Below are 25324 nucleotides of genomic sequence, written 5' to 3'. Positions count from 1 at the left end.
GGCTTTATGCGCGGGATCTGTATCGCTCTGCTACTCTGCTGCACCAGCCTGACAGCACAGGCAACCCCGGTCACACTGGAACCCTACACAGCGGTATACAGTAATCGCGTGGACGCTGCGATCTCCTTCAGTGGTGAAGCCGTACGAACGCTGCAACAGCTGGATGACGATACCTGGGAACTCTCCGTTCAAGCCTCTGCGATGATGGCCAACATTCGCGAGACAACACGCATGAAGTTGCAGCAGGGACAGCTGCTGCCCCTGCACTATGACTACCACCGGCGCATTCTGACCCGCACCCGCAAGGCGCAGCTGAGCTTCGACTGGGCTACTGGCTATGTCACCACCGACATTGATGACAAACCCTGGCGCATGGCTATCGAACCCGGCGTACATGACAAGCTGAGTTATCAGCTGCAGATGCCTGCCGATATTGCCGCAGGCCTGGACAGGCTTGAATATACCGTTGCCGATGGCGGCCACATGCAGGTATACCGTTTCAAGGTCACCGGCGAGGATGAGGTTGAGACACCTGCGGGTACGTTTCGAGCCATTCGGGTTGAACGGGACCGGGGAGAAGACTCGGATCGCGAAACCCTGATCTGGTTTGCACCTGAACTCGACTATCTGGTCGTCCGTCTTGAGCAAGTGGAACCCAACGGCAACCGTTACGCTCTGTTATTGAAACGACTGGAATAAGCCTTTCATGTTCAGCACTTCCGCACTAGACTGAAATAAAACAATAAGGAGTGCTTATGACCAAAGTGCTGGTTGTGGATGATGAACCCAACATTCTGCTATCGCTTGAGTTCCTGATGGAGCAGGCAGGTTTCAATGTTACGACTGCCGAAGATGGTGAAACCGCGCTGCAACGCATTAATGATACAGAACCCGATCTGGTACTGCTGGATATCAGCCTGCCGGGTATCAGCGGCTTCGATGTGCTGGAGCAACTGCGCCAGGATGCACGCTTTACCCGCCTGCCCGTCATCATGCTGACGGCACATGGGCGTGAAGTGGAGCGCGAGAAAGGGATGGCACTGGGTGCCGACGACTACATCACCAAGCCCTTCTCCACCCAAACGCTGGTACAAAAAGTCAGGACACTCCTTCAGGAAGCGAGCTGAGCCATGCCAAAACGTCAGTTATTGCTGGGCATCTGGCTGCTGGCTACCGGCCTGGTCAGCTTCACCGCACTGATACTGGGTGTACTGCTGGATGCTCAGTTGGCACACGATGCCCAATCCCGGACACTACTCTGGATAACCGTAGCCCTGTCACCTGCCGTTCTGCTGCTTACCGGCATCTGGCTGGAGCGCAAACTCTTTACCCCTCTGCGCCACCTGCAGATTCAATGCGCCCGACTGGCGGCCAACCCGGATGCCAGGGATGACTTCCGTCCGGAAGGCTGGCTCAGCCATCTGAACACAGATTTTTCACGTCTGCGTGAGGGCTGGCGTAATGACCGAGCCCAACTGGAAACAGCACGTGAAGCGGGCGCGCGCGATGCAGCCCGTATCCGTCACGAACTTGAAGCGGTGCTCGAAGTACTGGAAGTCCCTCTATTGCTCTGTGATCGACACCAGCGGGTATTAATGCTGAATCCGGCCGCCAAAGCCTTTTTCAGCGATCATCCGGCACTGGGGCTGGGCCGCCATCTGCAACAGTTACTGCCCCTACCCAACCTGACCGACACGCTGAAGAAGCTGCCCACTGATGGCAGCCCCAGACAATTACTGCTGCACCATGATGAGCGCTGGCTGCGCTGCGATCTTCGCCGTGTCAGAGCCAATCAGGGCGAAGCACTTCTGACCCTTAGTGATACCACCGAGATTCACGCCAGCCATCAACGCTGGCGCCAGCCTCTGGCAAAACTCCTGCCGCAACTGAGAGGTCATACGGCCAGTCTTACGACCACTGCCGAGGCACTAAGTGGCAGCCCTGAAAATATCGAGCTGCGAAACCGCCTTGAACAGGCCATGCATGAAGAAAGCCAGACAATGGGTGAGCTGATTGACCAGCTGTCCAGGGTTCTGGAATCCTTGCAACTGGACCAGACCTGTCTTTCCGATACCTGGTCCGGCGATCTGACGGCAGCCCTGTCAGACCTGTGTGAACAGCAACAGATCCAGATTACACCGATAGGTATCCCTGCCTGGTTTCGGGCAGACAGCCCGACCCTGCTGGTGATGCTGGAAACCCTGTTGCCAACACTGGGACAGGCCTGTCAACAGCAGGTATTTGAAATCGAGTTTTGTCTGGGCAACAAGCGGGTTTATCTGGATCTGATCTGGGCCGGCAAACCTGTATCCCAGCAACAACTGGATCGATGGCGTGAGCTGCAACTGTCAGAGCAGCCGCTGGCGCCCCGCATCAGCGATGTCCTGAGCCAACACAACTCAGACTGGTGGTGTCTGCCGGACCATGATCGGGAGCATGCCCGGTTGCGCATACCCTTACCCGCCACGGATCGCTATGCCGAACCGGACCGCACCACAGAGCCGCGCCCGGAGTTTCATGACTTCAGCATTGCCGAACTACCTCCACCCGACAGCGAACTGGGTAACTGTCTGCTGTCCCAACTGGAAATGGTGGTGTTCGATACCGAGACAACGGGCCTGAAGTTACGCGAAGGTGACCGCGTGATCAGTATTGGCGCCTGCCGCATCCTCAATGGCAGATTACTGGCCAATGAACAGTTTGATCAACTGGTCAACCCGCAGCGCGACATCCCCGCTGCAAGCACCGCCATTCATGGCTTACAGGACGTTGATGTGCAGGGCGCACCGCCTATAGCCGTGGTGCTGCCACGTTTTCACAGCTACGTGGGTCAGGCCATACTGGTCGCCCACAATGCGGCCTTCGACCTGCTGGCGATCGACCAGCCGGCAAGAGAGTCAGGATTATCCTTCGATATGCCGGTACTGGATACGCTGCTACTGTCCCGTGCAATTGATCCGGATCTGGACACCCACGGACTGGATGCCCTGTCAGAGCGTTTCCAGATCAGCTTTCCCGCGGGAACACGCCATACCGCGCTGGGTGATGCGAGGGTCACTGCAGAGCTGCTGTTGAATCTTCTTCCACGCCTGGAGGCGCGTGGCATCACGACACTGCAACAGGCACTGGATTTTCAGGCCTCAGCCGAAACAGTGCAGGTTGGCTGACGATGAACGGTCCATCACTGGTCAGTCGGCTCATCTCGCTTACACTGCTGGGGCTGCTGTTTTTTATTCCCCCTTTGCTGTTGCTGTTTGATCGTCCGACTGCACAGGGGCTTTCACAGCTACCCGTCTGGCTATTTGCCAGCTGGCTGATACTGATTCTGCTGACAGCCTGGGTCATGGAGCGCAGCGATGAAGAATGAGCTGCTGGTATTACTGGTCGCCTTCAGCTATCTGGCATTACTCTTCCTGATTGCCGCCTGGGGAGATAAACGCGCAGAACAGGGACGCTCGGTCATCAACTCTTCCACAGTCTATGCACTGTCGATTGCGGTTTATTGTACCGCCTGGACTTTCTATGGCAGCGTTGGCCGGGCAGCGGCAGCAGAACCCAGCTTTCTGCTGATCTATCTGGGCCCCACCCTGGCGATGCTGGCTGGCTGGATACTGATTCGCAAAATGGTACGCATCGCCCGCGCACAACGCCTGACATCCATAGCTGACTTCATCAGTGCGCGTTATGGTAAAAGTGAGGCGATAGGCGCTCTGGTCGCTGGCATTGCAGTGATCGGTATCATTCCCTATATTGCGCTGCAGCTGAAAGCCATTACCGTCAGCTTTGATGTACTGACCGGCTACCCTGTCAGCGACGGCCCCCGCGGAGCCGAGCTCTCTTTCCTGCTGGACCAGTCTTTCTGGATTTCAATCGTTCTGGCAATTTTCATCATTCTGTTCGGTACCCGGCAACTCGATGCCAGTGAACGCCATGAGGGGATGGTGACCGCCATTGCTTTTGAGTCTTTGATAAAACTCCTGGCGTTTCTGGCTGTGGGTATTTTTGTCGTGTTCGTGCTCTATGGCGGCCCTGCAGACCTCTTCGCTCAGGCTGCTGCGCATCCATCACTGGCAGGCGACTTCGGACTGGGCAATGTACCCGGTGGTGCTGCCGGATGGGTTGGCTTGCTGTTACTGGCCACACTGGCTTTTTTGACCCTGCCCCGACAATTTCAGGTACTGGTGGTTGAAAATGTCGACGAGCGTCACATCAAGCGCGCTTCCTGGCTGTTCCCTCTCTACTTGCTGGCGATTAACCTGTTCGTCATCCCGGTAGCACTGGCAGGTCTGATGCTTGGCGATGCAGCCGGAGCACCAGACAGCTTTGTTCTGACCCTGCCATTAGCAGCAGGCCTGGAATACCTGCCGTTACTGGTTTTCATTGGTGGTCTGTCGGCAGCGACCAGTATGGTCATTGTAGAAACCATTGCCCTGTCCACCATGGTCAGCAACCAGCTGGTCATGCCATTACTGCTGCGCTGGCGGCGTCTGCATCTCGATCAAAGCAGTGACCTGAGTGGCTGGCTGCTGAGTATTCGACGGATTGCCATTATTCTGATTCTGCTGCTGGGTTATCTGTATGTCGCACTCATCGGCGACTCCTATTCACTGGTCACCATCGGACTGGTGTCCTTCGCCGCTGCCGCACAGTTTGCTCCGGCGCTGTTACTGGGGATGTTCTGGCGTGGCGCCACGCGGGCAGGCGCTGCCGCCGGTCTAGCTGGTGGCTTTATCGTCTGGTGCCATACCCTGCTGATACCCGGTTTTGCCCAGTCCGGCTGGCTTTCTTTGTCCCTGTTGACAGATGGTCCCTGGGGCATTGAATGGCTTCGCCCCTATCAATTGTTTGGCCTGACGGGTCTGGATATCCATACGCATGCCCTGTTCTGGAGTATGCTGGTCAACGTCGGCCTGATTCTGCTGGTATCACAATTCACCCGTCAGACCAGCCTGGAACAAACCCAGGCCGCCCTCTTTACTCAGGCATTGAGTCAGGATCGCCTGCAAACGCATTTATGGCAGGGACACACCAGCCGGGGCGAGCTGCGTCAGCTGGTCTACCGTTATCTGGGCCCAAGTGCCACTGAGCGTCTGTTTAATGCGTTCAGCGACCCTCATCACCCCGTTCAGGACGACAGTCCGGCACCACCCGACATGATCAGTCAGGCAGAAAAACAGCTGGCTGGGGCATTGGGCAGCTCTTCGGCACGGGTACTGATCAACTCGGTAGTACGCGGTGAAGCACTGGATTTGCAAGCTGTGTTAAGTATTCTGGATACCACGTCACAGACACTGGAGTACAACCGTCGACTGGAACAGAAATCCACTGAGCTGACACGCATAGGCAATGAACTGCGCGCCGCCAATGACCGGCTACGTGAACTGGATAAACTCAAGGATGAGTTTGTTGCCATGGTCAGCCACGAACTGCGAACCCCGCTCACATCCATTCGAGCCTTTGCAGAAATTCTGAAAAACACTCAGGACCTGCCGCTACCCAAACAGCAGCATTTCCTCGATGTCATCGTACGTGAAAGTGAACGCCTGTCACGGCTGATAGAAGAGATTCTGGACCTGGCGCGTCTTGAATCAGGCCGCATGACACTGAAGCCTGAACCCGTAGACCTTGTGGCAGCACTGCACCAATCCGTCGATGCGGTCACCCGTCTCTATGAAGAACGCAATGTAGTACTGGAGCTATCACTCACCCCCCAGCAGGCCTGGGTCAGTGCCGATGTGGACCGGTTGCAACAGGTCTTGATCAATCTGCTGGATAATGCCCGTAAATTTGCCGCCGATGAGCAGCCCAGGGTCCGCGTAACCTTGATAACCCGAGGTCATCATTATCGCTTGAGTGTTGAAGACAATGGTGTAGGCATACCGGATGAACAACGAGACCGGGTATTCGAAAAGTTTCATCAGGTTGAGCAAGGCAGCGCCAGCCACCCACGCGGCCGCCCTCGCGGTACCGGACTGGGTCTGCCGATCTGTCGCGGTATTCTGATGCATCTGGGTGGCCGGCTTTGGGTTGATGACCCTCAAACCCTGGGTGGAGCCTGTCTGGTCATGGAGCTGCCAGCCACCCGGGCACCAACTCCCCCCCTTAACTGACTGCCAGCTTTTGCAGACTACGAATCTGTTGCAATGCCAGCTTCAGCTGCAACTGCTGACTGTCAGATAAGCGTTGACGGTCAATCCAGCCATCCGGCTTACGCCCCAACGCAATCGCTTCCATTTGCGCCTCCAGCAACAAGGACAACAGCAACGCCAGTGCCTCAGACAAAGCGGCTGCTTTCGCTGGATTCAGATGTCCGGCCGCAGCCAGTGCTGCCAGACGCCCGCGACAATCCTGTTCAGCCACACCTTTGCGCAATGCAAACAGTCGGAGCGCAGCCTGCAGCGGCAGCAATCCCTGGCGTTTAAGGTTCAGCGCCTGCTGATGAGGAGCGTCCTGGTCATCTCCCGCCAAACGATCAAATCGATCCAGCGCCACCCGGGTTTCCTGCTGCAACTCATTCATCTCATCAAGGAACAGACCTGCATTCGGCATTAATTCGACAACATATCGCCGAAAACGACTGGCCAGAGCCGCATTACCATATACCGGCGCGAAATCGAGCAGTATATTTGATAGCTGCACCAGTTTGACGGTACGCCGCCCACTCCAGAGACGCATCTGTTCGCACCACTCACTCAAGGGTTTACGCCAGAGCGGCCAACGCGCCATCACATGCCCCCGACATAAAGGAATGCCGGCAACATCCAGTTTAGTTGTAAACCGCTCAGCCAAGGCTTGAAACCAGGTGTCGATCTCGTTGTGCCGTGACGAAGGGTAATCATCCAGAATCATGGCGTTGTCCTGATCAGGACCCAACAGGCTTTCATGCCGCGCACCCGACCCCAGGGTCAGCACACAAAAATCACAGGGCGGCTCCCCCCAGCCCTGGTTGCGCATTTCATCCAGTGACTCTCTGACCGTATAGCGATATATCCAGTCATTATGATCGCTCAACACCTGGCTAATCCGCCATGCCGGCAGATCCAGTGCCTGTAAAGCAGCGACCAGCTGAGGTTGCCAGGCTTTTATCGCTGCAAGATCCTGGGTACCGTTTAACCCATCAAAAGCAGTTTTAAGTACGGACAGACAGTCCGGCCAGTGTTTTGTATCGGGTAATGAGTCCTGACTGAAAAGACTGCGCCAGCCACTTTCGGCCATGTTGCTACTCCCTGATCCTGTCCTGAGGCACATACACACAGCCTAGCCGCTCATGACCCGTATGTCTGCCTGCCTGCCTCATCAAAAAGTCGTGACTCAGCGCAAAAAAATGACAAAAAACTGACTTTAATCGCCCGGTTATCCGGATTTGGCGTTGCATTTACAAAGCAAATCACGTGATAATGCCGTGCAATTATAATTTTTACCTATAATTGAATAGATTCAGGGTATAGGATGCAACTGAGAAAAACCGGTCAGTCAGCTCTCAGCGTTCAGGGCATTCCCGTCAAACACCTTGTTGCGCTGCTGGTGGCACTGCTGGTCGTACTGACGGCCGCCTTCTGGCCAGAGAGTAACACTGAGCCCACCACCACTCACACCCTGACCACTTCAAGTACATCGCACCCGCCTTCGCCGCAAATACGTTACCGTGCTGCCAACCAACCACCGGAAACACGTCACAGTGGTGACCTGGAACTTACCCAGTCCCTGCCAGATGAAGACGAACACGCACTCACCATCCTGGATGATGCACTCCTGGCACAGACAGAGCCCGAAGCAGTCGAAATAGTTGAAGATGAAATTCAGCTGGAATATAAAATTGCCATTGATCAGGGTGATACTCTGAGCACCATTTTTGACCAGGTAGAGATTGGTCAGACGGTCATGTATCAAATTCTCGCTGCAGATGAACAGCTACTGGCACTGGATATTCTGCGTCCAGGCAACCTGCTTACCTTCCGCAAAAATCCGGAAACTCTTGAGCTGGACGAAATGGAGCTCTACATCCATGCCGGCAACCAGGTCATTTATCGCCGCGTGGATGATCAGAACTTTGAGTTCATCGAAGTCATCCATGAGGGTGACTGGGAGCAGGAAATCGTCGCAGGTGAAATCTATGGCAGCTTCTATGTTTCTGCCATACGCGCAGGGTTAAGCAAAGCCGAGATTCATGAAATTAATAAACTTCTGGGTGAGCAGATCGATTTCAATCGCCAGATCCAGGCCGGTGATCGCTTTCAGATCGTTCGTAACAGTCAGTATGTGAATGATGAATTCACCGGGCAAACATCGATTGAAGCGATTCGCCTGCAGCAACGCAGCCGTGCTTATACCGCCTTCCTGTTTGAAGATGGCAACTATTATGACAGCAACGGTGAAAGCCTGACACGCGCTTTCCGTCGCCTGCCTCACAACCAGAACTTTCGTGTCAGCTCCAACTTCAACCCCCGCCGTTTGCATCCGGTTACAGGTCGTGTTTCTCCGCATAATGGAACCGACTTTGCCATGCCAACCGGCACACCGGTGGTCAGCATTGGTGATGGTGTTGTCACACGCGTAGAAAACCATCCATTCGCTGGACGCTATCTGGAAATTCAGCATGGCAGCACTTACAAAACCCGTTACCTGCACATGCATCGTATTGATGTCCGTCGGGGTGATTCTGTTCAGCGTGGACAGCGCATAGGCCTATCCGGTGCAACTGGACGGGTCACTGGCCCACATCTGCATTTTGAATTACATATCAACGGCCGTCCGGTTAATCCGATGACTGCAAACCTGCCAATGGCCTCTTCCGTTCCCCGGGAACAGCTTGCCCAGTTTAATAAACGAGTCGACGAACTGGTGAGCATCATGGAAGTTGCACGTGAAGAGCAGTTTGCCATGCGTCGCGACCAAAACCAGCCCGGCACCTGACATCCTCTAGATGATACCTGTCTGAATGGAGCTTGAGCTCTCAACCCTGCTGCTATTAATGCTGGCTGCGTTGGCAGCCGGCTTTATAGATTCGATTGCTGGCGGCGGTGGGCTTATCACAGTCCCCGCATTACTCGCCACCGGCATGCCACCAGCGCTTGCACTGGGCACCAACAAACTGCAGAGCTGCTTTGGCTCCCTGACAGCAACCCTCTACTTCTGGCGCCAGGGGCTGATTCGAATCCGCTCACTCTGGCCACACATTATTTGTACTTTTTGTGGCAGTGCTCTTGGCACTCTGCTGGTGCAGCATCTGGACCCCACCCTGCTAAGCAAACTACTGCCTTTCCTGCTGATCGGATTTTCCCTCTATTTTCTGCTTTCTCCACGTATCAGTAACGATGATACAGCACAACGCTTGTCACCCATGGCCTTTGCATTTCTGATTGGCACCAGCGTTGGTTTTTACGATGGTTTTTTCGGCCCTGGTACAGGATCATTCTTTGCGATTGCTTTCGTTGCACTGGCAGGCTTTGGCTTGGCTAAAGCCACTGCACACACTAAACTACTTAACTTTACATCCAACATCGCTTCCCTGCTGTTTTTTGCGCTGGGTGGCCATGTACTCTGGACCGCCGGACTGGCGATGGCTGTTGGGCAGTACCTGGGCGCACGCGTCGGTTCACGCATGGTTGTCAGCCATGGCGTCAAACTGATTCGACCGCTGTTGGTCGGTATCTCGCTGGTCATCAGCTTGCGGCTAATATGGCAACATTACTTCTGAACCTAGAAAGAACGCTAAGCTAACGTGATCACTCTGGAGACCCCTTATGCGTCTGAGCTTCCCTGCCCTGTGCCTGTTGCTGAGCTGCCTGCTCGCCACTCACTCTGCTGCACAAACCCAAGGCAGTGGTGAAATACGCCTGCTGGCAACACCGGATGTGCTCAATTCCGAAGACGGTGGAGAGGTATTACAGGTCTACCTGCCACCTGCCTGGCACACAGTACACAAAGAGTGGCTGGATAACCGCGGCATCAAAGAGGTTGTCCCTCAGGACCAAACCATTATCAACTGGCGCGAGATGCTGGCATTCCAGGTGATCGACAAAGTACGCATGCCGCCTCAGGCTTATCTGGATCAGTTACGCGATGCGCTACGCAGCAGCTGTGATTTCAGCCACTTTCAAACCTTGTCTGGCAGCGTCAACTCCCGCTATGCAGAAGCGACGCATATCAGCTGGTGCGGGCAGGTTGCTGGTGCCGCCTGGGGAGAAATTGTACTGACACGCATTATTGCGGGCGAAAGCACCCTCTACAGCCTGAACAAATCCTGGCGTACCATTCCGTTTCGCTCAGTGGAAGCAATCGGTCTCCCTGAAGAGGAAATCCGCTACTGGTCTACACAACTTAATCGCAGCCGCCTCTGTGATACACGCCGTCACGACTGCTAGCAGCTTATCTTCAGGTTGATTTATAAAAGCTGTTACAATGTGCACTATATTGATGTTATGTAAATCAGGGAGATAGTCTTTCATGCGGCAAACCGCCAAGCGCTTTTTTTATCCGCTGGTGTCAGCACTACTGTTTTTGACCGCAAGCAGTGCACAGGCCAGTCTGAATCTTGGCCAGTACTTCAAGGATGAACGAGGCAGCACCAACTGGCAGTATGTCGCCAACTTCTCCAGCGGTGTTCTGATTATCACCCTGTCGATTGTCGCCATTATTCTGCTACTGACCTGGCGCAAGGCACACCGCGCTAATCACGAACTCACCCAGATACGCAATGAACTGGAACTGCGCGTAGAACAACGCACAGCTGAACTGAAAGCATCTGAGTCTTATGTTGCCAACATACTGCGTTCCTTACCCCTGATGCTGGTGGGCTTGAATAGCCAGGGGCAGATCACTCACTGGAACCGCCAGGCTGAGCAGATTGCAGGGGTTACAACTGAAGAAGCGCTTGGCCGTGATCTCTGGCAGATCTACCCGACTATCAGCATCACGCCTTCTCAAATTGAGCAGGCACTCCAGCAAAATGAACCCATCCATATCAAGCAAAGCCAGAGTGGCCTCTACTACTTTAATATTATTATCTACCCGCTTCAGGAGCTTGAAAACCCTGGCGTCGTGGTTCTGATTGATGATGTCACCCAGAAGATTCTGGCAGAGAACATGTTGATCCACAACGACAAAATGGCCTCAATGGGAGAGCTGGCTGCGACGATGGCGCATGATATCAACACTCCCTTACAGGGCATTCTGTTCGACCTGAGCAGCTTTCAACGCCTGCTCGCCAATGGCCGGCTGCTACAGGCAGAAAATGAGTGTGGAAAAGAGGTTGAACGTCTTAACCACTTGCTGGAGGATGCTTCAGAAAAGGGCCGTCACGTCACCGCAGTCATTAACAACCTGCTCAGCTTTGCACGCCAGCGTACGGATGAAAAAATACCCGCAAAAGTCACCGATCTGATGGAACACGCACTGGAGCTTGCCAGCGATGTGCTTATTTCACCGGACGACCTGCGTTTCAGCGCCATTCCCATAGAGCGAGACTACGCGAGCAACCTGCCACTGCTGAACTGTTACAACATTGAACTGCAGCAAGCCTTTTTAAGTCTGTTCCGCCATGCCTTTGATGCCCTGACTGAAGATGGGCTGCCCAAAGAACCTAAAATCCGCATTTCCATCAGTGAGTCCTGTGATACGCTGTGGGTACGTATTCAACATAATGGCAAACCGCTGACAGATGAAGAGCAGATGTCCCTGTTTGAACCGTTTTTCAGTAGTGATGATGCTCAGGAGCGACATATGAATGAAGCTGGGAAACGTCTGTCATTTGCCTATTTCATAGTGACAGAGCAACATCAGGGGCACATGGCCGTCACCTCTGACCCTGAGGCAGGCACAACGTTTCATATACAACTGAACCCGGAGATCTGACGCAACGCAGGTTCAATAGATTGAAGGAGTTTTCATGGATAACGCGCTACTGAATATCAAGAACCTGTCTGTCGCCTTTGCTGGCAACACTGTCGTACATCAGATGAACCTGCATATTCGACCCGGTGAATGCGTTGCACTGGTGGGTGAATCCGGTTCAGGCAAATCAGTTACAGCGCTCTCCGTTCTCGGACTACTTCCTTACCCCATGGCGAGCCATCCTCATGGGCAGATACTCTTTCATGATCAGGACCTGTTATCACTGCGTGAACCTCAGTTGCGTGCTATTCGTGGCAACCGCATCAGTATGATATTTCAGGAACCCATGACTTCACTGAATCCACTGCATTCAGTCGAGAAACAGATTGGTGAAAGCCTGCAGCTGCATGCCGGAATGAGCCGCAAACAGGCCCGCAGCCGCATTTTGGAATTACTGACACTGGTTGGTATACCTGAACCCGAAAAACGTCTGAAACAGTACCCTCATGAGCTGTCAGGCGGCCTACGCCAGCGCGTAATGATCGCTATGGCTCTGGCAAATGAACCCGAGCTGCTCATAGCCGATGAGCCAACAACCGCACTGGACGTCACTATTCAGCAGCAGATTCTCGAACTGTTACGACATCTACAGAAACAGCTCAACATGGCTGTACTGTTGATTACCCATGATCTCAATATCGTGAAACGCTATGCCGACCGCGTCTACGTCATGCAGCAGGGACGACAGGTCGAGTCTTCGCCGACACCAGTGTTGTTTGAACAACCACAGCATCCCTATACCCAAACCCTGCTGAGTGCAGAGCCTGATGGTCAGCCAGCTCCCGTTCCTGCGGATACAGCACCTCTGCTGCAAACAGAGTCACTGAATGTCTGGTTCCCGATCCACAGCGGCTTGTTAAAACGCGTTACCGATCATCACAAGGCAGTAAATGACATCAGCCTGACACTACATCGGGGTGAAACACTGGGAGTTGTTGGAGAATCCGGCTCAGGCAAAACAACTCTGGCTCTGGCCATACTGCGACTGACACGCTCTCAAGGCGCGATTCACTTTGCAGGCCAGGACCTGAATCGCCTGGCTCAAAAGGCTGTCAAACCCTTTCGTCGACAGATGCAAATTGTCTTTCAGGACCCTTTTGGCAGCCTGAGTCCACGTATGCTGATTGGCGAATCCATCGCTGAAGGGCTGGAAGTGCATGGTGTGAAAGACCGCAATGAAATCGAGCAGCGCGTCATACAGGCATTGAAGGATGTCGGACTACCTGCTGACATCAGGCATCGTTACCCACATGAGTTCTCCGGCGGACAGCGCCAGCGTATCGCGATTGCCAGAGCCCTGGTACTTAAGCCTGAACTGATTGTACTGGATGAGCCTACCTCCGCGCTGGATCGTACAGTACAAAAGCAGATTATTGAGCTATTGCGTGATCTCCAGGCGCGCTATCAGCTCAGCTACCTGTTTATCAGTCATGATCTGGCCGTTGTTCGCGCACTCAGCCATAAACTGCTGGTAATGAAAGATGGTGTTGCTGTGGAGCAGGGAGATGCAGCAAAAGTGTTTAATCATCCGTCACATCCCTATACCCAACGATTGCTGCAGGCTGCACTGGGCGATCAAGCGCGTCCCTGCGCTTGATACTTCATGTTTAATTGCGCTTAATGGTCGCCTGGCTGCGCAGACTGTCAACTCGGTTCTGATATTCCTGCTGACCCAATGTCGCACCCAGCAATGACATCATCAGCGCCATCTCTTCGTCACTTAAAGCCGTCTGTGCATGCTCTACTGCATCCAGACGCAACAGTGCAAAGCTGCCATCACGTAACGCCATCAGGTCATAGCGTGGAGTGGAGTCAGCAGAGAGCCCAAAGAAACGTTGACGAATTTCTGAGGGTACACGGGAATCTGCACGATCAGCACCGGCAACTTCACTCCACTGCAAATGATCGAGCGTTTCACCAGCCTGCAAGGCTGACAGCCATTCAGAGACCTGCTGCTCCAGCTTTTCTGTTGCACGCGCAGTGATTAACTCCAGTTCCAGCTCATCCCGTGCCTCGTCAAAAGTAATCTGACGGCTCGGCAAGTGCTCCCGTACACGAACCACAACCGCACGCTCGCGGTCCAGCTCAATCGGCAGGCTATTCAAGCGGTCACGTAACAGATCCTGGCTGAACGCAGCCTCCAGAACTCGTGAGTTGCGTCCGAGAAAATCACTACCACCATCCCGACTGATCGGCTCAGAGCGCTCAATCACCAGATCCAGCTCTTCTGCCGGTACAATCAGATCTGCCGAGGAGAACGACAGGTCAGCCAGTCGCTCCATCTGCTCGACATAGCGCATTTCGGCCTCACGCTCAGCGATTTCCAGACGCAAATCATAAGCCGCTTCTTCAAAACTCGGACGCTCTCCCTTACGCACACCATCCAGACGGATCAGGTGATAGCCAAACTCGGTCTGAACCGGCTCACTGATATCACCTTCCTGCTCCATTTGAAACAGTGCATCAGCAAAGGCATCTACCAGAGCCTCACGCCCCAGATACCCCAGAACACCACCTTGCGAGGCTGATCCGGGATCATCTGAATAGCTGCGCGCTAACTCAGCAAAGTCAGCACCTTCCTGCAGCTCGAGATACAACTCCTGAGCTTTTGCCAGTGCGGCCAGAGCATCACGCTGACCATCCACTTCAATCAGAATATGGGATACAGACCGTTCCTCTTCGCTGACAAAGTCCCTCAACATCTGTTCATAGATGCCACGCACTTCATCATCACTCACCAAAGAGGGGTCAACAAAATCATTACGATCTAACAGTACATACTCCAGCACCACCTGCTCAGGTGTTTGCAAAGATGATGCACGCTGATCGTAGAGCGCCTGAATTTCAGACTCTGCGACCTGGGTATCATTCAGTACATCCAGCAGTGGAATGCGCACCCAGGCAACATCACGCGTTTGCTGGTCCAGGCGAACGATGCGCTCAACTTCATCCTGAGTGGTAAAGGACGACAGCAGATAGGCGGCTCGCTCCTGATCCGTCAAGGTTTCCTTGCGCAGTAATTCACGGTACATCAGCGGTGTAAAACCGGCGTTACGCAATACCAGTTCAAACTGGTTGCGATCAAAACGCCCGTTCACCTGAAAATCTGGCGTTGAAACAATGTACTGATCCAGCATCTCCTCTGACAGAAACAGTCCTTGGCGCTCTGCTGACTGAACCAGTAACGCCTGCTCAATCAGATTTTCCAGGACACGGCGCTCCAGCAGCGCATCGTCCAGCAAGGTTGGATCCGCATCAGGCCCCATCTGCATCAACAACTGTCGACGCTGCAGATCGACGCCACGCATGAGATCGATCCTGGCAATATCTTCGCCATTCACCTCGGCGGCGGGCTTTTCCTTGGATCCCAAGCCAATCAACGATTCGACACCGAACAGTGCGAAAGTGATCGCAATCAGACCCACGATGATCTTGGCGATAATGCCTTTTGAGTTGTCCCTGATGGATTGAAGCATTGTTTACAGTTACCTTTTCGTTTAATACAAAAAAAGCGCACCCATGGGAATGCGCTTTCTTCGACCGGGAAGGTCAGCTTACTTGTTTACCGCATCTTTCAGCGCTTTGCCAGGCTTGAAAGTTGGCAGAGTAGCGGCTGCAATCTCGATTGGCTGGCCAGTCTGTGGGTTACGGCCAGTACGGGCGGCACGCTCTTTAACAGAGAAGGTTCCAAAACCAACCAGCGCAACGGACTCGTTGTTCTGCAGCGCTTTGGTAACAGCTTCCAGAGTCGCATCCAATGCACGACCTGCAGCTGCCTTAGGTAGATCAGCAGAAGCTGCAATAGCATCAATCAATTCAGACTTATTCACATTGTTCCCCTTAATGCATCGTTATTTTGTTCTGTTCGCGTGGTATGCCCAGTAACTCTTCAGGCCACTTTATACCAACACTCAGAATCCGGTGTCAACCGCAAAGCCCCTTTTTATGGGGGCTTCAGCGTTTAATGAGTGCTTAATTGTCCTGGCTCAGGTTTTACACCTGCACTCTCTTTAGCAACAATTTCTGCTTCTTTCTCATCAAGAGGCTCCGGAGAGCGGGTCAATGCCACCTCCAAAACCTCATCAATCCATTTTACCGCGATTATGTCCAAGTCTGCCTTAATATTTTCAGGTATTTCTTTCAAATCTCGCTTATTTTCATCCGGAATGACCACAGTTTTGATGCCACCCCGGTGTGCAGCCAGTAATTTCTCTTTCAAACCACCGATCGGTAGTACCTGTCCACGCAGGGTAATCTCACCGGTCATCGCCACATCAGAGCGTACAGGAATGCCTGTTAACGCAGAAATCAGCGCTGTGCACATACCTATACCGGCACTCGGTCCATCTTTTGGCGTCGCACCTTCCGGCACATGGATATGAATATCCTGCTTCTCATGAAAATCAGGACGTATCCCCAGTTGCACCGAACGATTGCGCACCACGGTCAGAGCCGCCTGGATGGATTCTTTCATCACATCACCCAGCGAACCGGTATGAATCTGACGCCCTTTCCCTGGCACGATCGCCGCTTCGATACTCAGAATTTCTCCGCCAACCTGCGTCCAGGCCAACCCGGTTACATGCCCGACCAGGTCTTCCTCTTCAGCCTTACCATAGTTGTGCTTGTGTACACCCGAGTAATGCTCCAGATTCTCAGCGGTGACCTGCTGTAACGCCTCAGTCATTTTACCCAGGGCGAACTCACGTACCGCTTTACGACAGATCTTGGCAATCTCACGCTCCAGACCACGTACACCAGCTTCCCGGGTGTAATAGCGGATCAAATCCAGAATCGCCTCATCAGTAAACACCAGCTCACCTGATTTCAGGCCGCTTTGCTTCATCTGCTTGGGAATCAAGTATTTTTTCGCAATATTGAGCTTTTCATCTTCGGTATAACCCGGAATACGGATAATTTCCATACGATCCAGCAAAGGACCGGGAATATTCATCGAGTTGGACGTACAGATGAACAGTACATCAGAAAGATCCATATCCACTTCAAGATAATGGTCGTTAAAGGTACTGTTTTGCTCAGGATCCAGCACTTCCAGCAGCGCTGAAGACGGGTCACCACGATGATCCATCCCCATTTTGTCAATTTCATCTAACAGGAACAGAGGGTTTTTGACGCCTGCCTTGGTGATTTTCTGCACCAGCTTACCCGGCATGGAGCCGATATAGGTACGTCGATGACCCCGAATCTCGGCTTCATCACGGACACCACCCAACGCCATACGCACATACTCGCGATTGGTGGCACGGGCAATGGATTTACCCAGTGAGGTCTTACCAACACCCGGAGGCCCTACCAGACACAGAATAGGCCCTTTAAGCTTGCGAACCCGCTTCTGTACAGCCAGATATTCAATAATACGTTCTTTGACTTCTTCCAGACCAAAATGATCTTCATCCAGAATATTCTGTGCGCGCTGCATATCCAGACGCACCTTGGAACGTTTGGTCCAGGGCACCTGCAGCATCCAGTCAATATAACCACGCACCACTGTTGCCTCTGCGCTCATCGGCGACATCATTTGCAATTTTTTGTGCTCGGCCAGCGTCTTTTTCAGCGCCTCTTCAGGCATTCCGGCGGCTTCAATCCGACGACGCAACTCATCCATATCATTGCCGCCAGTCTCATCCATGTCACCCAGCTCTTTCTGAATAGCCTTCATTTGCTCGTTCAGATAGTACTCGCGCTGGCTTTTTTCCATCTGTTTTTTTACCCGGCCACGGATGCGCTTCTCAACCTCTACCAGGTCAATTTCAGTTTCCATTTTGGCCATCAGATATTCCAGTCGCTCACGACTGCCGAGCATCTCCAGAACCTTTTGCTTCTCGTCCAGCTTGAGCGCCATATGCGCTGCAAGGGTATCCGCCAGGCGCCCAATGTCATCGATATTCTGCAGTGAACTCAGCACTTCAGAAGGTATCTTCTTGTTGATCTGAATAAAGCGTTCGAACTGGTCCAGTGCCGTATGCTTGTAGATTTCACTTTCAGCTTCAGTGGCCTCTTCAGTCACCATCACTTCAAGGCTGGCACTGAAGCAGTCTTCGTGATCCGTCAGGCAGGCAATACGCGCACGGTACTCGCCTTCAACCAGTACTTTGACCGTACCATCTGGCAATTTCAGCATTTGCAAAATGGTGGCCACAGTTCCGACATGGAACAGATCGGAAGCAGCAGGCTCATCTTCAGAAGCACTCTTTTGCGCTACCAATACAATCTGTTTGTTGTGAGCCAGAGCATTATCCAATGCTCGAATCGACTTGGCTCGCCCCACAAACAGCGGGATAACCATGTGCGGGTATACCACAACATCCCGCAGTGGAAGAACCGGAAGCTCGATATCAACACGGCCACGACCGGCGTTATCCTCTATTGCTTCAAAGTGATCCATAATTCTGTGCCTCTGTGCTGCGCAGCAACCCGGTCTGGGCTGTGCTCTTTGGATAGTATCAGTCTATGGGGGCAAGGAAAGAAATTGCAAGCCGCAACACCCTTCAGGTCTCTGTTACGGCTTGACGACAAATTTGGAGCTTCAGTGATTACTTGTAGTAGGCATTAGAGGTATTACTGTGATCCGTCACATCCTTCACCGCTACCAGACCTGGAACACGTTCAATCAGCGTTTTTTCCACGCCATCCTTCAGCGTCAGGTCGACAGCACTGCATCCCTGGCAACCACCGCCAAACTTGAGAATTGCAATATGCCCGGCCTCTTCTTCAATCAACTCGATCAGCTTGACCTCGCCCCCATGAGCGGACAGCCCCGGATTGATATCTGAATAGAGAATATAGTTGATCTGGTCCTGCAACGGGCTGTCAGCTGTCACTTTAGGCATTTTGGCATTGGGGGCCTTGATCGTCAGTTGCCCACCCATTCGATCTTCAGCAAAATCGATTACCGCCTCTTCCAGATACGGCAAGCTGTTTTTTTCCAGATAAAAACGCAGCTTGACGGTTTCCAGCACCTCATCCTGATCATTCACCTCGTCTGGTCGGCAATAGGCCAGACAAGTCTCAGCATAGGGCGTACCGGGCTGAGTCACAAACAACCGCACAGCCATTCCGTCAACATTCTGTTTTTCAAGCAGGCTGGCCAGGTAGTCCTGAGCACCCTCTGTTACCGTAATTATCATCGTTTTAACACTCACAGCTGTCATAGATGTCTAATTGACAGCATACACTGAAATTAATTCCGAGTAAATTGATCGGATATTACGCCTTTGATCGAATACCGAAATACTAAAAGCAGATTTTCGCAACTTCCGGTCCCGGTTCGCAATGAAAACAGGTTATAATTGCTTCTTTTTTTCAGATGACCATGCCTAGAAAACAACGCCGCCCCTCGCCGCCGTCCGCCCCCTTACCCGTCATAGATACACCCCTTGACGTGATACGTTTAAGTAATGAGTGTCGAGGCATTGCCTTGCATGGCGGAAAAACCCTGTTCATTCGCAACGCACTCCCGGGAGAGCAGGTCTTGGTGCGCGTCGAAGCTTCACACAAACGCTTCGACGAAGCTGACACGATCGAGGTCATGAAGGCAAGTCCAGACAGGGTGAATCCTGTATGCCAGCATTACCAGCAGTGCGGCGGCTGCGATCTGCAGCACCTGAATACTCAAGTCGCTCCCGGCATCAAACAGCATCTGGTGGTGGACCTATTGCAGCGCTTTTCAGACGTATCACCGGAGCAGATCGACAACCCGATTGAATCCCGTCCAACCGGTTATCGTCGCAGCGCCCGTATAGGTATTAATCAACGTCAACGGGACGGTGCGTTACTGACCGGTTTTCGCCGTCGCCAATCGGCCAAGCTGCTGAATATTGAACACTGCCCGGTACTGGACTCACGACTGGACTCACTGTTTCAAAAACTGCACGAAACACTGGCAGAAACGCCTGATGTACGCCATATCACTGAAGTACTGGTCAGCCTTGGAGACAGCGAGGGTGCTCTAAGGTTTCGCGCTGTAAAGCCGCTATCCTCGACGACCCAGCAACGTCTTGTGGAACTTGGCAAACAACTGCAACTAAGCATCTGGCTGGAAGACCATCAGCAAAATCTGACACCCTTGCACCACCAGGCAGAGCTTGGTTTTCAGGCTGATCCACAGACTCAGTTATTTTTTCAGCCCGGTGACTTCCTGCAGGTCAATGCTGAGGTGAATCGCGCCATGATTGCACGTGCCAAAGAATGGCTTGACCCTCAGCCCGAGCAAACCTTACTGGATCTGTTCTGTGGGCTGGGTAATTTTGCATTACCTCTGGCACGCCATCTGAAACAGGTTGTGGGTGTGGAAGGCAGCCAGACAATGGTTTCTCGTGCACAGCAAAATGCGCTGCATAATCAGCTGCACAACGCTGATTTTTACTGCGCCGATCTGAGCCAGCCTATCAAGGAAACCGCCTGGTATCGGCAGTACCGACCGGACCTGATACTGCTCGATCCACCGCGCAGCGGTGCTGCAGAGCTGATTCCGCAATTGCTGCCGCTAAAGCCCCGCAAAATTTTGTATATCGCCTGCAACCCGGCTGCCCTGGCCCGGGACGCTGGCACATTAATCGCCGCTGGGTATGACATGACCCGGTTCAGTGTACTGGATATGTTTCCCAACACATCACACATCGAATCCATGGCACTGTTTGAGGTACGCAAATGATTGATCTGCTTTACGCTGATGATGTCATGGTGGTGGTATCCAAACCGGATAATCTGCTATCCGTACCCGGCATAGGTGAAGCCAAGCGGGACTGCCTGGTCACACGCCTGCAACTGGAGTTTCCGACCATACGGATTGTTCACCGTCTGGACTATGCCACATCAGGCTTACTGGTCCTGGCACTGAATGCAGGCTCACACCGGGCATTGAGCATACAGTTTCAGGAACGTGTACCGAAAAAACGCTACCAGGCGCTGGTCACCGGAAACCTGGCAGAAACACAGGGAAAGATTGACTTACCACTGTCACCCGACTGGGAAAACCGCCCTCTTTCCAAGGTTGACCTGGAGAATGGCAAGCCCTCGCTGACACACTGGCAATGCATAGAACGTCAAAGCGAACACAGCCGGGTACTACTCTACCCACATACAGGCCGTTCGCATCAACTCAGAGTTCATTTGCTTGCTATTGGCCACCCGATTCTGGGTGATGTTTTTTATACAGATGAAGCCGAGCACCAACAGCATCCACGTATGATGCTGCATGCTGACCAGCTGGAATTGAGGCATCCACTCAGTGGTGAGTGGATGGTCTTTGAATCACCCTGTCCTTTCTGAAGCAACCCTTTCTGAAACAGGCCGCTGGAGACGCCTCAGGGCACCACTCGCCGCAAACTCTGGCCCTGTTTCCAGGCAGAGATGTTTTCAGCAGTCTGGGCGATAATCGCTTCACGTGCCTGACGGCTCCCCCAGGCATTGTGGGGCGTCACCAACAGATTTGGTACAGAGGGATCCAGTAATGGATTTCCGTCACGTGGCGGTTCCTGAGTCAGTACATCCGTTGCAGCACCAGCAAGATGACCACTGCGCAAAGCATCGACCAATGCTGCTTCATTGACGATACCGCCGCGTGCTGCATTTACCAGAAAACTGCCTTTGGGCATCAGCGACAAAGCCGCGGCATCGATCAGATTACGTGTTTGCTCTGTCAATGGACAGTGCAGACTCAGCACATCCACCTGGGGTAACATTTCCTCCAGAGCGATACGCCCGGACGCCACTTCACTGCCAGGGCGTGCTGCAATCAATACACGCATGCCGAAAGCCCGAGCCAGTTCAGCCACTCTGGCTCCCAGCTCTCCATAGCCAACAATACCGAGGGTTCGCCCACTGAGCTCCAGAATCGGGAAGTCCAACAGACAGAACTGTTCGGCGTGCTGCCAACGTCCCTGCTGGACAGCTCGGTGATAGTCTGCAAAACGCGTATGCAGCACCAGCATCAGCATCATGACATGCTGTGCAACTGATCCGGTACCATAGCCCTGGCAGTTATACACAGCAATGCCTGCCTGACGCGCAGCTTCCAGGTCAACATTATTGAGCCCGGTCGCCACTACACAGATCAGTTTCAAGGATTTAGCTTGGGTCAGGGTTTCAGCTGTCAGGATGGCCTTATTGGTAATCACAATATCAAAACCATCAATACGCTCAGCCACCTGTTCCGGAGTACTGGCCGGATAGACAACCCATTCATCCAGGCCTGCGGCCAAGGGCGAGAGATCCAGATCATCAAGACTGGTACTATCCAGAAAAACAGCGCGCATCAACTGACACCCTTAATCATTAGTCAAACGTGATACCCAGACGACGGCCAACTTCTTCATAGGCCTCAATCACACCACCCAACCCCTGGCGGAATCGATCTTTGTCCATTTTGGTACGCGTCTCTTTATCCCACAGACGGCAGCCATCTGGCGAAAATTCATCGCCCAGCACCACCTGACCGTTGAACAGACCAAACTCCAGCTTATAGTCAACCAACAACAAACCGGCCTCATCAAACAGTTGTTTCAATACATCGTTTGCCTTGAAGGTCAACTCTTTGGCGATGGCGATATGCGCAGGATCAGCCCAGCCGAAGGTGGCGATATGGGATTCATTCACCATCGGATCGCCCAACGCGTCATTTTTCAGAAACATTTCAAAGGTGGGCGGATTGAGCGTCATACCTTCTTCAATACCGAGACGGCGGCACAAGGAACCCGCTGCATAGTTACGCACAACACACTCTATCGGCATCATGGACAAGCGCTTGACCAGACTCTCGGTATCAGACAGCAATGCTTCAAAGTGCGTTGGAATACCTGATGCTTCCAGCTTCTGCATGATAAAGGCGTTAAACTTGTTGTTGACCATTCCTTTACGGTCCAGTTGCTCAACTTTTTTACCATCAAATGCGGAGGTGTCATCACGGAACACCATGATCATGCGATCAGGGTCATCTGTGGTGTATACAGATTTTGCCTTACCCGCATACAGTGCTTCACGCTTTTCCATTCATTTCTCCAATAAACAGCGCCCATACACGGGCGCTGTATCTGATTAACAAGAGTCGGTATATCAGAGGCTCTGAGGCAGCTGATCTTTTATCTGCCAGAGGATCTCTTCGGCTACCACAGCCGGAGCAGCGATACCCTGATCGGTCAGCACGGTCACCATCACCCCGGTTCGGGTACGGTTCAGCGTCAACTGGTAACGACCGACATGTTCAAATTCACCAGTCCGGTCATTAAACACACCCCGTCCACTGCCACCGAAGACAAAAATAACGCGCCCACCCAGCCAAACTTTGTAACCATCCTGGTTTGCCGGATTGTTGGGGTCATTCAGATCAGCCAACACTTCCTCATCACCAGCCAGCTCTGCCGATGTGCGAGCACCACGGGAGGAGTAGATATTTTCTTCCGGCTCAGCTTCACCCAGTCCAAGCGCAGAGCTCAGGAAACTGGTATCCAGCGTAATCTCTTCACGATCCGAGAACAGCCACTCAAAGAACCCTTGACGGCTAGTGTCCTCAACCGGAGTTGTCGTGGTATAGGTCATATAGAACACACCTGACTGCTGATTGCGCGTACCTACATCCAGATCAGCCTGATCAAGAGCCTGACTGATCAGATCCCAGGCACGGTCAGCCGGCGCATTGACACGCAATGCCGGATTACCACGTGCATCACGTCCCAGCTCTGCACGAGTAGCTCGTTGCTGCTGCATCGCCAATAGGGTTTGCGCAGTCGTCGGTTCAGTCGCACGACTGAAGTAACGCAACATTTCAAACATCATATCGCTCTGATAGCTGATATCTGGAACACTGTGATCCCAGTCCACCACATCTGGTTCCTGACCCGACGGGAACTGTACATGCTTCATCCGGATTGAAGTACGGCTGTAATCATCCGGATCAGGACGGACAACGACACGCAGCTTGTTCTCGGCAGGCCCCTCAATCTGACGCAATGTCAAACGACGTAACCAGCGATCCAGCAAACTGTGCTCCCGGCCATCCGTACGAATCCAGTCCGTTTCAATCACGCCCTGACGAGGATCTGTTCTGGCAACCCTTACACCATTGTAGTCCCAGAAATCGATAACCTTGGTCCATACATCCGCAATAGGTTCATCCACCATGATGACCCGTTCGCCCTCAAGACGCTGCAGACTGACCGTGTCAGATGTGGGATCAGCATAAAAAAACTCAGGACGAGGCGCCTGAAAACGCCCCTGTATACGCGTTGCCGTAATACCGACATCCGGCACCACAAGCTGATCCCGGGTTTCTCTGGCCTGAATGTGATCAGGAATGACCAGACGCTGTCCGGCCTCGGCCAACTCATAATCCTGACTGCGATCACGAATCAGGCCATGTTCACCATACACCGGATTTTTTATCGAACCACAACCGGATACCAGCAATGCTGTTGCCAGCAATGGCAGACCCAGTCTGAATAATGTGCTCATTTGGATACCTGTACTCATGCAATACCACTATCTTTGAGTGCCTGACGCACAACATCATGATACTGGGGTGAAAGTGGTGTCAATGGCAGGCGAATTCCATGCTGCATCAGCCCCATTTCGGCCAACGCCCATTTAACCGGAATCGGATTCGCTTCCACAAACAAAGACGTGTGCAGTGGCATCAAACGCTGCTGCAATGCTCGTGCAGCCTCTGCTTCACCAGCCAGCCCCAGACGACAGAGTTCTGCCATTTCGGCAGGTGCCACGTTTGCGGTGACGGAGATATTCCCCTGCCCACCCATTAAAATCAATTCGATTGCAGTGGCATCATCACCTGAGTACACGGCAAACCCTTCAGGAGCCGCTTCAATCAGTGCACGTGCACGCTCAAGATTACCGGTAGCCTCTTTAACACCGACAATGTTGCTGACTGATGCCAGACGCAATACAGTCTCAGGTAACATATCACAGGCTGTACGGCCCGGTACGTTATACAGGATCTGGGGGATATCCACTGCATCAGCAATCGCACAGTAATGTTGATACAAGCCTTCCTGGGTCGGTTTGTTGTAGTAAGGGGTGACCAACAGGCTGGCATCTGCACCCACATTCTTCGCTGCTTGTGTCAATTCAATCGCTTCACGGGTTGAATTGGCACCCGTACCCGCTATCACAGGAATGCGTCCATTCACCTGATCCACGACAAAAGCAATCGCTTCGGTATGCTCTTCACAGCTCAATGTGGCCGACTCACCTGTCGTACCGACAGCAACAATCGACGCGGTCCCCTTCTCGATATGGAACTCCACCAGGCGTTTCAATGCTTCCCAGTCGATATCTCCGTTGAGGGTCATAGGGGTGACCAACGCTACCATACTGCCGCAAATCATTGTGTTCTCCATATTGATCAGGCGGTGGTGATCTGAACACCACACCGCATCTGTAAAAAAGCAAGGTTAACCTG

21 protein-coding genes are annotated in these 25324 nt (G+C 52.9%); 12 read left to right on the top strand and 9 right to left on the bottom strand.

The genetic code is table 11. The features are described 5' to 3' along the window. Window positions 1-6 precede the first annotated feature (6 nt). Genes ADINL_RS14365 through ADINL_RS14345 form a run of 5 tightly spaced genes read left to right on the top strand, consistent with a single transcriptional unit; the run spans window position 7 to window position 6110 of the window. On the top strand, window positions 7-699 hold the full coding sequence (locus tag ADINL_RS14365) for a DUF3108 domain-containing protein (protein WP_036549601.1): 693 nt from the start codon (window positions 7-9) through the stop codon (window positions 697-699). 56 nt (window positions 700-755) lie between these two features. Then, window positions 756-1127: a response regulator transcription factor gene (locus tag ADINL_RS14360; RefSeq protein ID WP_036549597.1), complete on the top strand. Its 372-nt coding sequence runs from the start codon at window positions 756-758 to the stop codon at window positions 1125-1127. 3 nt (window positions 1128-1130) lie between these two features. After that, window positions 1131-3167: a 3'-5' exonuclease gene (locus tag ADINL_RS14355; RefSeq protein WP_036549595.1), complete on the top strand. Its 2037-nt coding sequence runs from the start codon at window positions 1131-1133 to the stop codon at window positions 3165-3167. A gap of 2 nt (window positions 3168-3169) precedes the next feature. Beyond that, window positions 3170-3367 carry a hypothetical protein gene (locus ADINL_RS14350; RefSeq protein WP_036549593.1) on the top strand — a complete coding sequence of 66 codons (198 nt, stop codon included), beginning with the start codon at window positions 3170-3172 and terminating at the stop codon, window positions 3365-3367. Next, window positions 3357-6110 (top strand): ATP-binding protein, encoded by a 2754-nt coding sequence (locus ADINL_RS14345; RefSeq protein WP_036549591.1) that lies wholly within the window; start codon window positions 3357-3359, stop codon window positions 6108-6110. Before ADINL_RS14350 ends, ADINL_RS14345 begins: the two co-directional genes overlap by 11 nt. Here ADINL_RS14345 and ADINL_RS14340 read toward each other — a convergent pair. Then, entirely contained in the window at window positions 6103-7215 is a 1113-nt protein-coding gene (locus tag ADINL_RS14340) for a DUF294 nucleotidyltransferase-like domain-containing protein (protein WP_036549589.1), read from the bottom strand. The two genes, ADINL_RS14345 and ADINL_RS14340, sit on opposite strands and share 8 nt — an antisense overlap. A gap of 234 nt (window positions 7216-7449) precedes the next feature. On the opposite strand from ADINL_RS14340, the gene ADINL_RS14335 reads away from it, so the two are divergent. The 5 genes from ADINL_RS14335 (at window position 7450) to ADINL_RS14315 (ending at window position 13489) form a co-directional block, all read left to right on the top strand. Further along, on the top strand, window positions 7450-8913 hold the full coding sequence (locus ADINL_RS14335; protein ID WP_051632858.1) for a peptidoglycan DD-metalloendopeptidase family protein: 1464 nt from the start codon (window positions 7450-7452) through the stop codon (window positions 8911-8913). A gap of 25 nt (window positions 8914-8938) precedes the next feature. Further along, window positions 8939-9697, top strand: coding sequence for a TSUP family transporter (locus tag ADINL_RS14330; RefSeq protein WP_036549587.1), 759 nt, complete (start codon window positions 8939-8941; stop codon window positions 9695-9697). Between the two features lie 46 nt (window positions 9698-9743). Beyond that, window positions 9744-10364: a hypothetical protein gene (locus ADINL_RS14325; protein ID WP_036549584.1), complete on the top strand. Its 621-nt coding sequence runs from the start codon at window positions 9744-9746 to the stop codon at window positions 10362-10364. Between the two features lie 82 nt (window positions 10365-10446). Beyond that, a complete protein-coding gene (locus tag ADINL_RS14320; protein WP_036549582.1) occupies window positions 10447-11853 on the top strand; it encodes a two-component system sensor histidine kinase NtrB in 1407 nt (468 codons plus the stop codon). A 34-nt stretch (window positions 11854-11887) separates the two neighbouring features. After that, window positions 11888-13489 carry an ABC transporter ATP-binding protein gene (locus tag ADINL_RS14315; RefSeq protein ID WP_036549580.1) on the top strand — a complete coding sequence of 534 codons (1602 nt, stop codon included), beginning with the start codon at window positions 11888-11890 and terminating at the stop codon, window positions 13487-13489. Between the two features lie 10 nt (window positions 13490-13499). On the opposite strand, the gene ADINL_RS14310 is transcribed toward ADINL_RS14315, so the two are convergent. From ADINL_RS14310 to nfuA, 4 genes are all read right to left on the bottom strand, one after another. After that, window positions 13500-15368 (bottom strand): SurA N-terminal domain-containing protein, encoded by a 1869-nt coding sequence (locus ADINL_RS14310; protein ID WP_036549578.1) that lies wholly within the window; start codon window positions 15366-15368, stop codon window positions 13500-13502. Between the two features lie 78 nt (window positions 15369-15446). After that, a complete protein-coding gene (locus ADINL_RS14305; protein ID WP_338036403.1) occupies window positions 15447-15737 on the bottom strand; it encodes an HU family DNA-binding protein in 291 nt (96 codons plus the stop codon). Between the two features lie 116 nt (window positions 15738-15853). Next, the gene (gene lon, locus ADINL_RS14300; protein WP_051632857.1) at window positions 15854-18298 is read right to left on the bottom strand and encodes an endopeptidase La; all 2445 of its coding nucleotides are present in this window, start codon (window positions 18296-18298) and stop codon (window positions 15854-15856) included. A 148-nt stretch (window positions 18299-18446) separates the two neighbouring features. Further along, window positions 18447-19040: a Fe-S biogenesis protein NfuA gene (gene nfuA / locus ADINL_RS14295; RefSeq protein ID WP_036550209.1), complete on the bottom strand. Its 594-nt coding sequence runs from the start codon at window positions 19038-19040 to the stop codon at window positions 18447-18449. A gap of 185 nt (window positions 19041-19225) precedes the next feature. Between nfuA and rlmD the strand changes: the two genes are divergently transcribed. Beyond that, window positions 19226-20566 (top strand): 23S rRNA (uracil(1939)-C(5))-methyltransferase RlmD, encoded by a 1341-nt coding sequence (gene rlmD, locus ADINL_RS14290; RefSeq protein ID WP_036550206.1) that lies wholly within the window; start codon window positions 19226-19228, stop codon window positions 20564-20566. Beyond that, window positions 20563-21183 (top strand): RluA family pseudouridine synthase, encoded by a 621-nt coding sequence (locus ADINL_RS14285; protein ID WP_036549576.1) that lies wholly within the window; start codon window positions 20563-20565, stop codon window positions 21181-21183. The genes rlmD and ADINL_RS14285 overlap by 4 nt, the downstream gene beginning before the upstream one ends. A 35-nt stretch (window positions 21184-21218) precedes the next feature. Here ADINL_RS14285 and ADINL_RS14280 read toward each other — a convergent pair whose 3' ends face one another. From ADINL_RS14280 to dapA, 4 genes are all read right to left on the bottom strand, one after another. After that, a complete protein-coding gene (locus ADINL_RS14280) occupies window positions 21219-22169 on the bottom strand; it encodes a 2-hydroxyacid dehydrogenase (protein WP_036549573.1) in 951 nt (316 codons plus the stop codon). A 19-nt stretch (window positions 22170-22188) separates the two neighbouring features. Next, complete coding sequence (purC, locus tag ADINL_RS14275) at window positions 22189-22902, bottom strand: phosphoribosylaminoimidazolesuccinocarboxamide synthase (RefSeq protein ID WP_036549572.1); 714 nt, start codon at window positions 22900-22902, stop codon at window positions 22189-22191. Between the two features lie 63 nt (window positions 22903-22965). After that, complete coding sequence (gene bamC, locus ADINL_RS14270; RefSeq protein WP_036549569.1) at window positions 22966-24360, bottom strand: outer membrane protein assembly factor BamC; 1395 nt, start codon at window positions 24358-24360, stop codon at window positions 22966-22968. Window positions 24361-24374: 14 nt separating this feature from the next. Next, window positions 24375-25250 carry a 4-hydroxy-tetrahydrodipicolinate synthase gene (gene dapA / locus ADINL_RS14265; protein WP_036549567.1) on the bottom strand — a complete coding sequence of 292 codons (876 nt, stop codon included), beginning with the start codon at window positions 25248-25250 and terminating at the stop codon, window positions 24375-24377. Between the last annotated feature and the right edge of the window lie 74 nt (window positions 25251-25324).

The sequence above is a fragment of the Nitrincola lacisaponensis genome (assembly GCF_000691225.1).
Lineage (GTDB): Bacteria > Pseudomonadota > Gammaproteobacteria > Pseudomonadales > Balneatricaceae > Nitrincola > Nitrincola lacisaponensis.
This window is presented reverse-complemented; position numbering and strand designations above follow the sequence as displayed.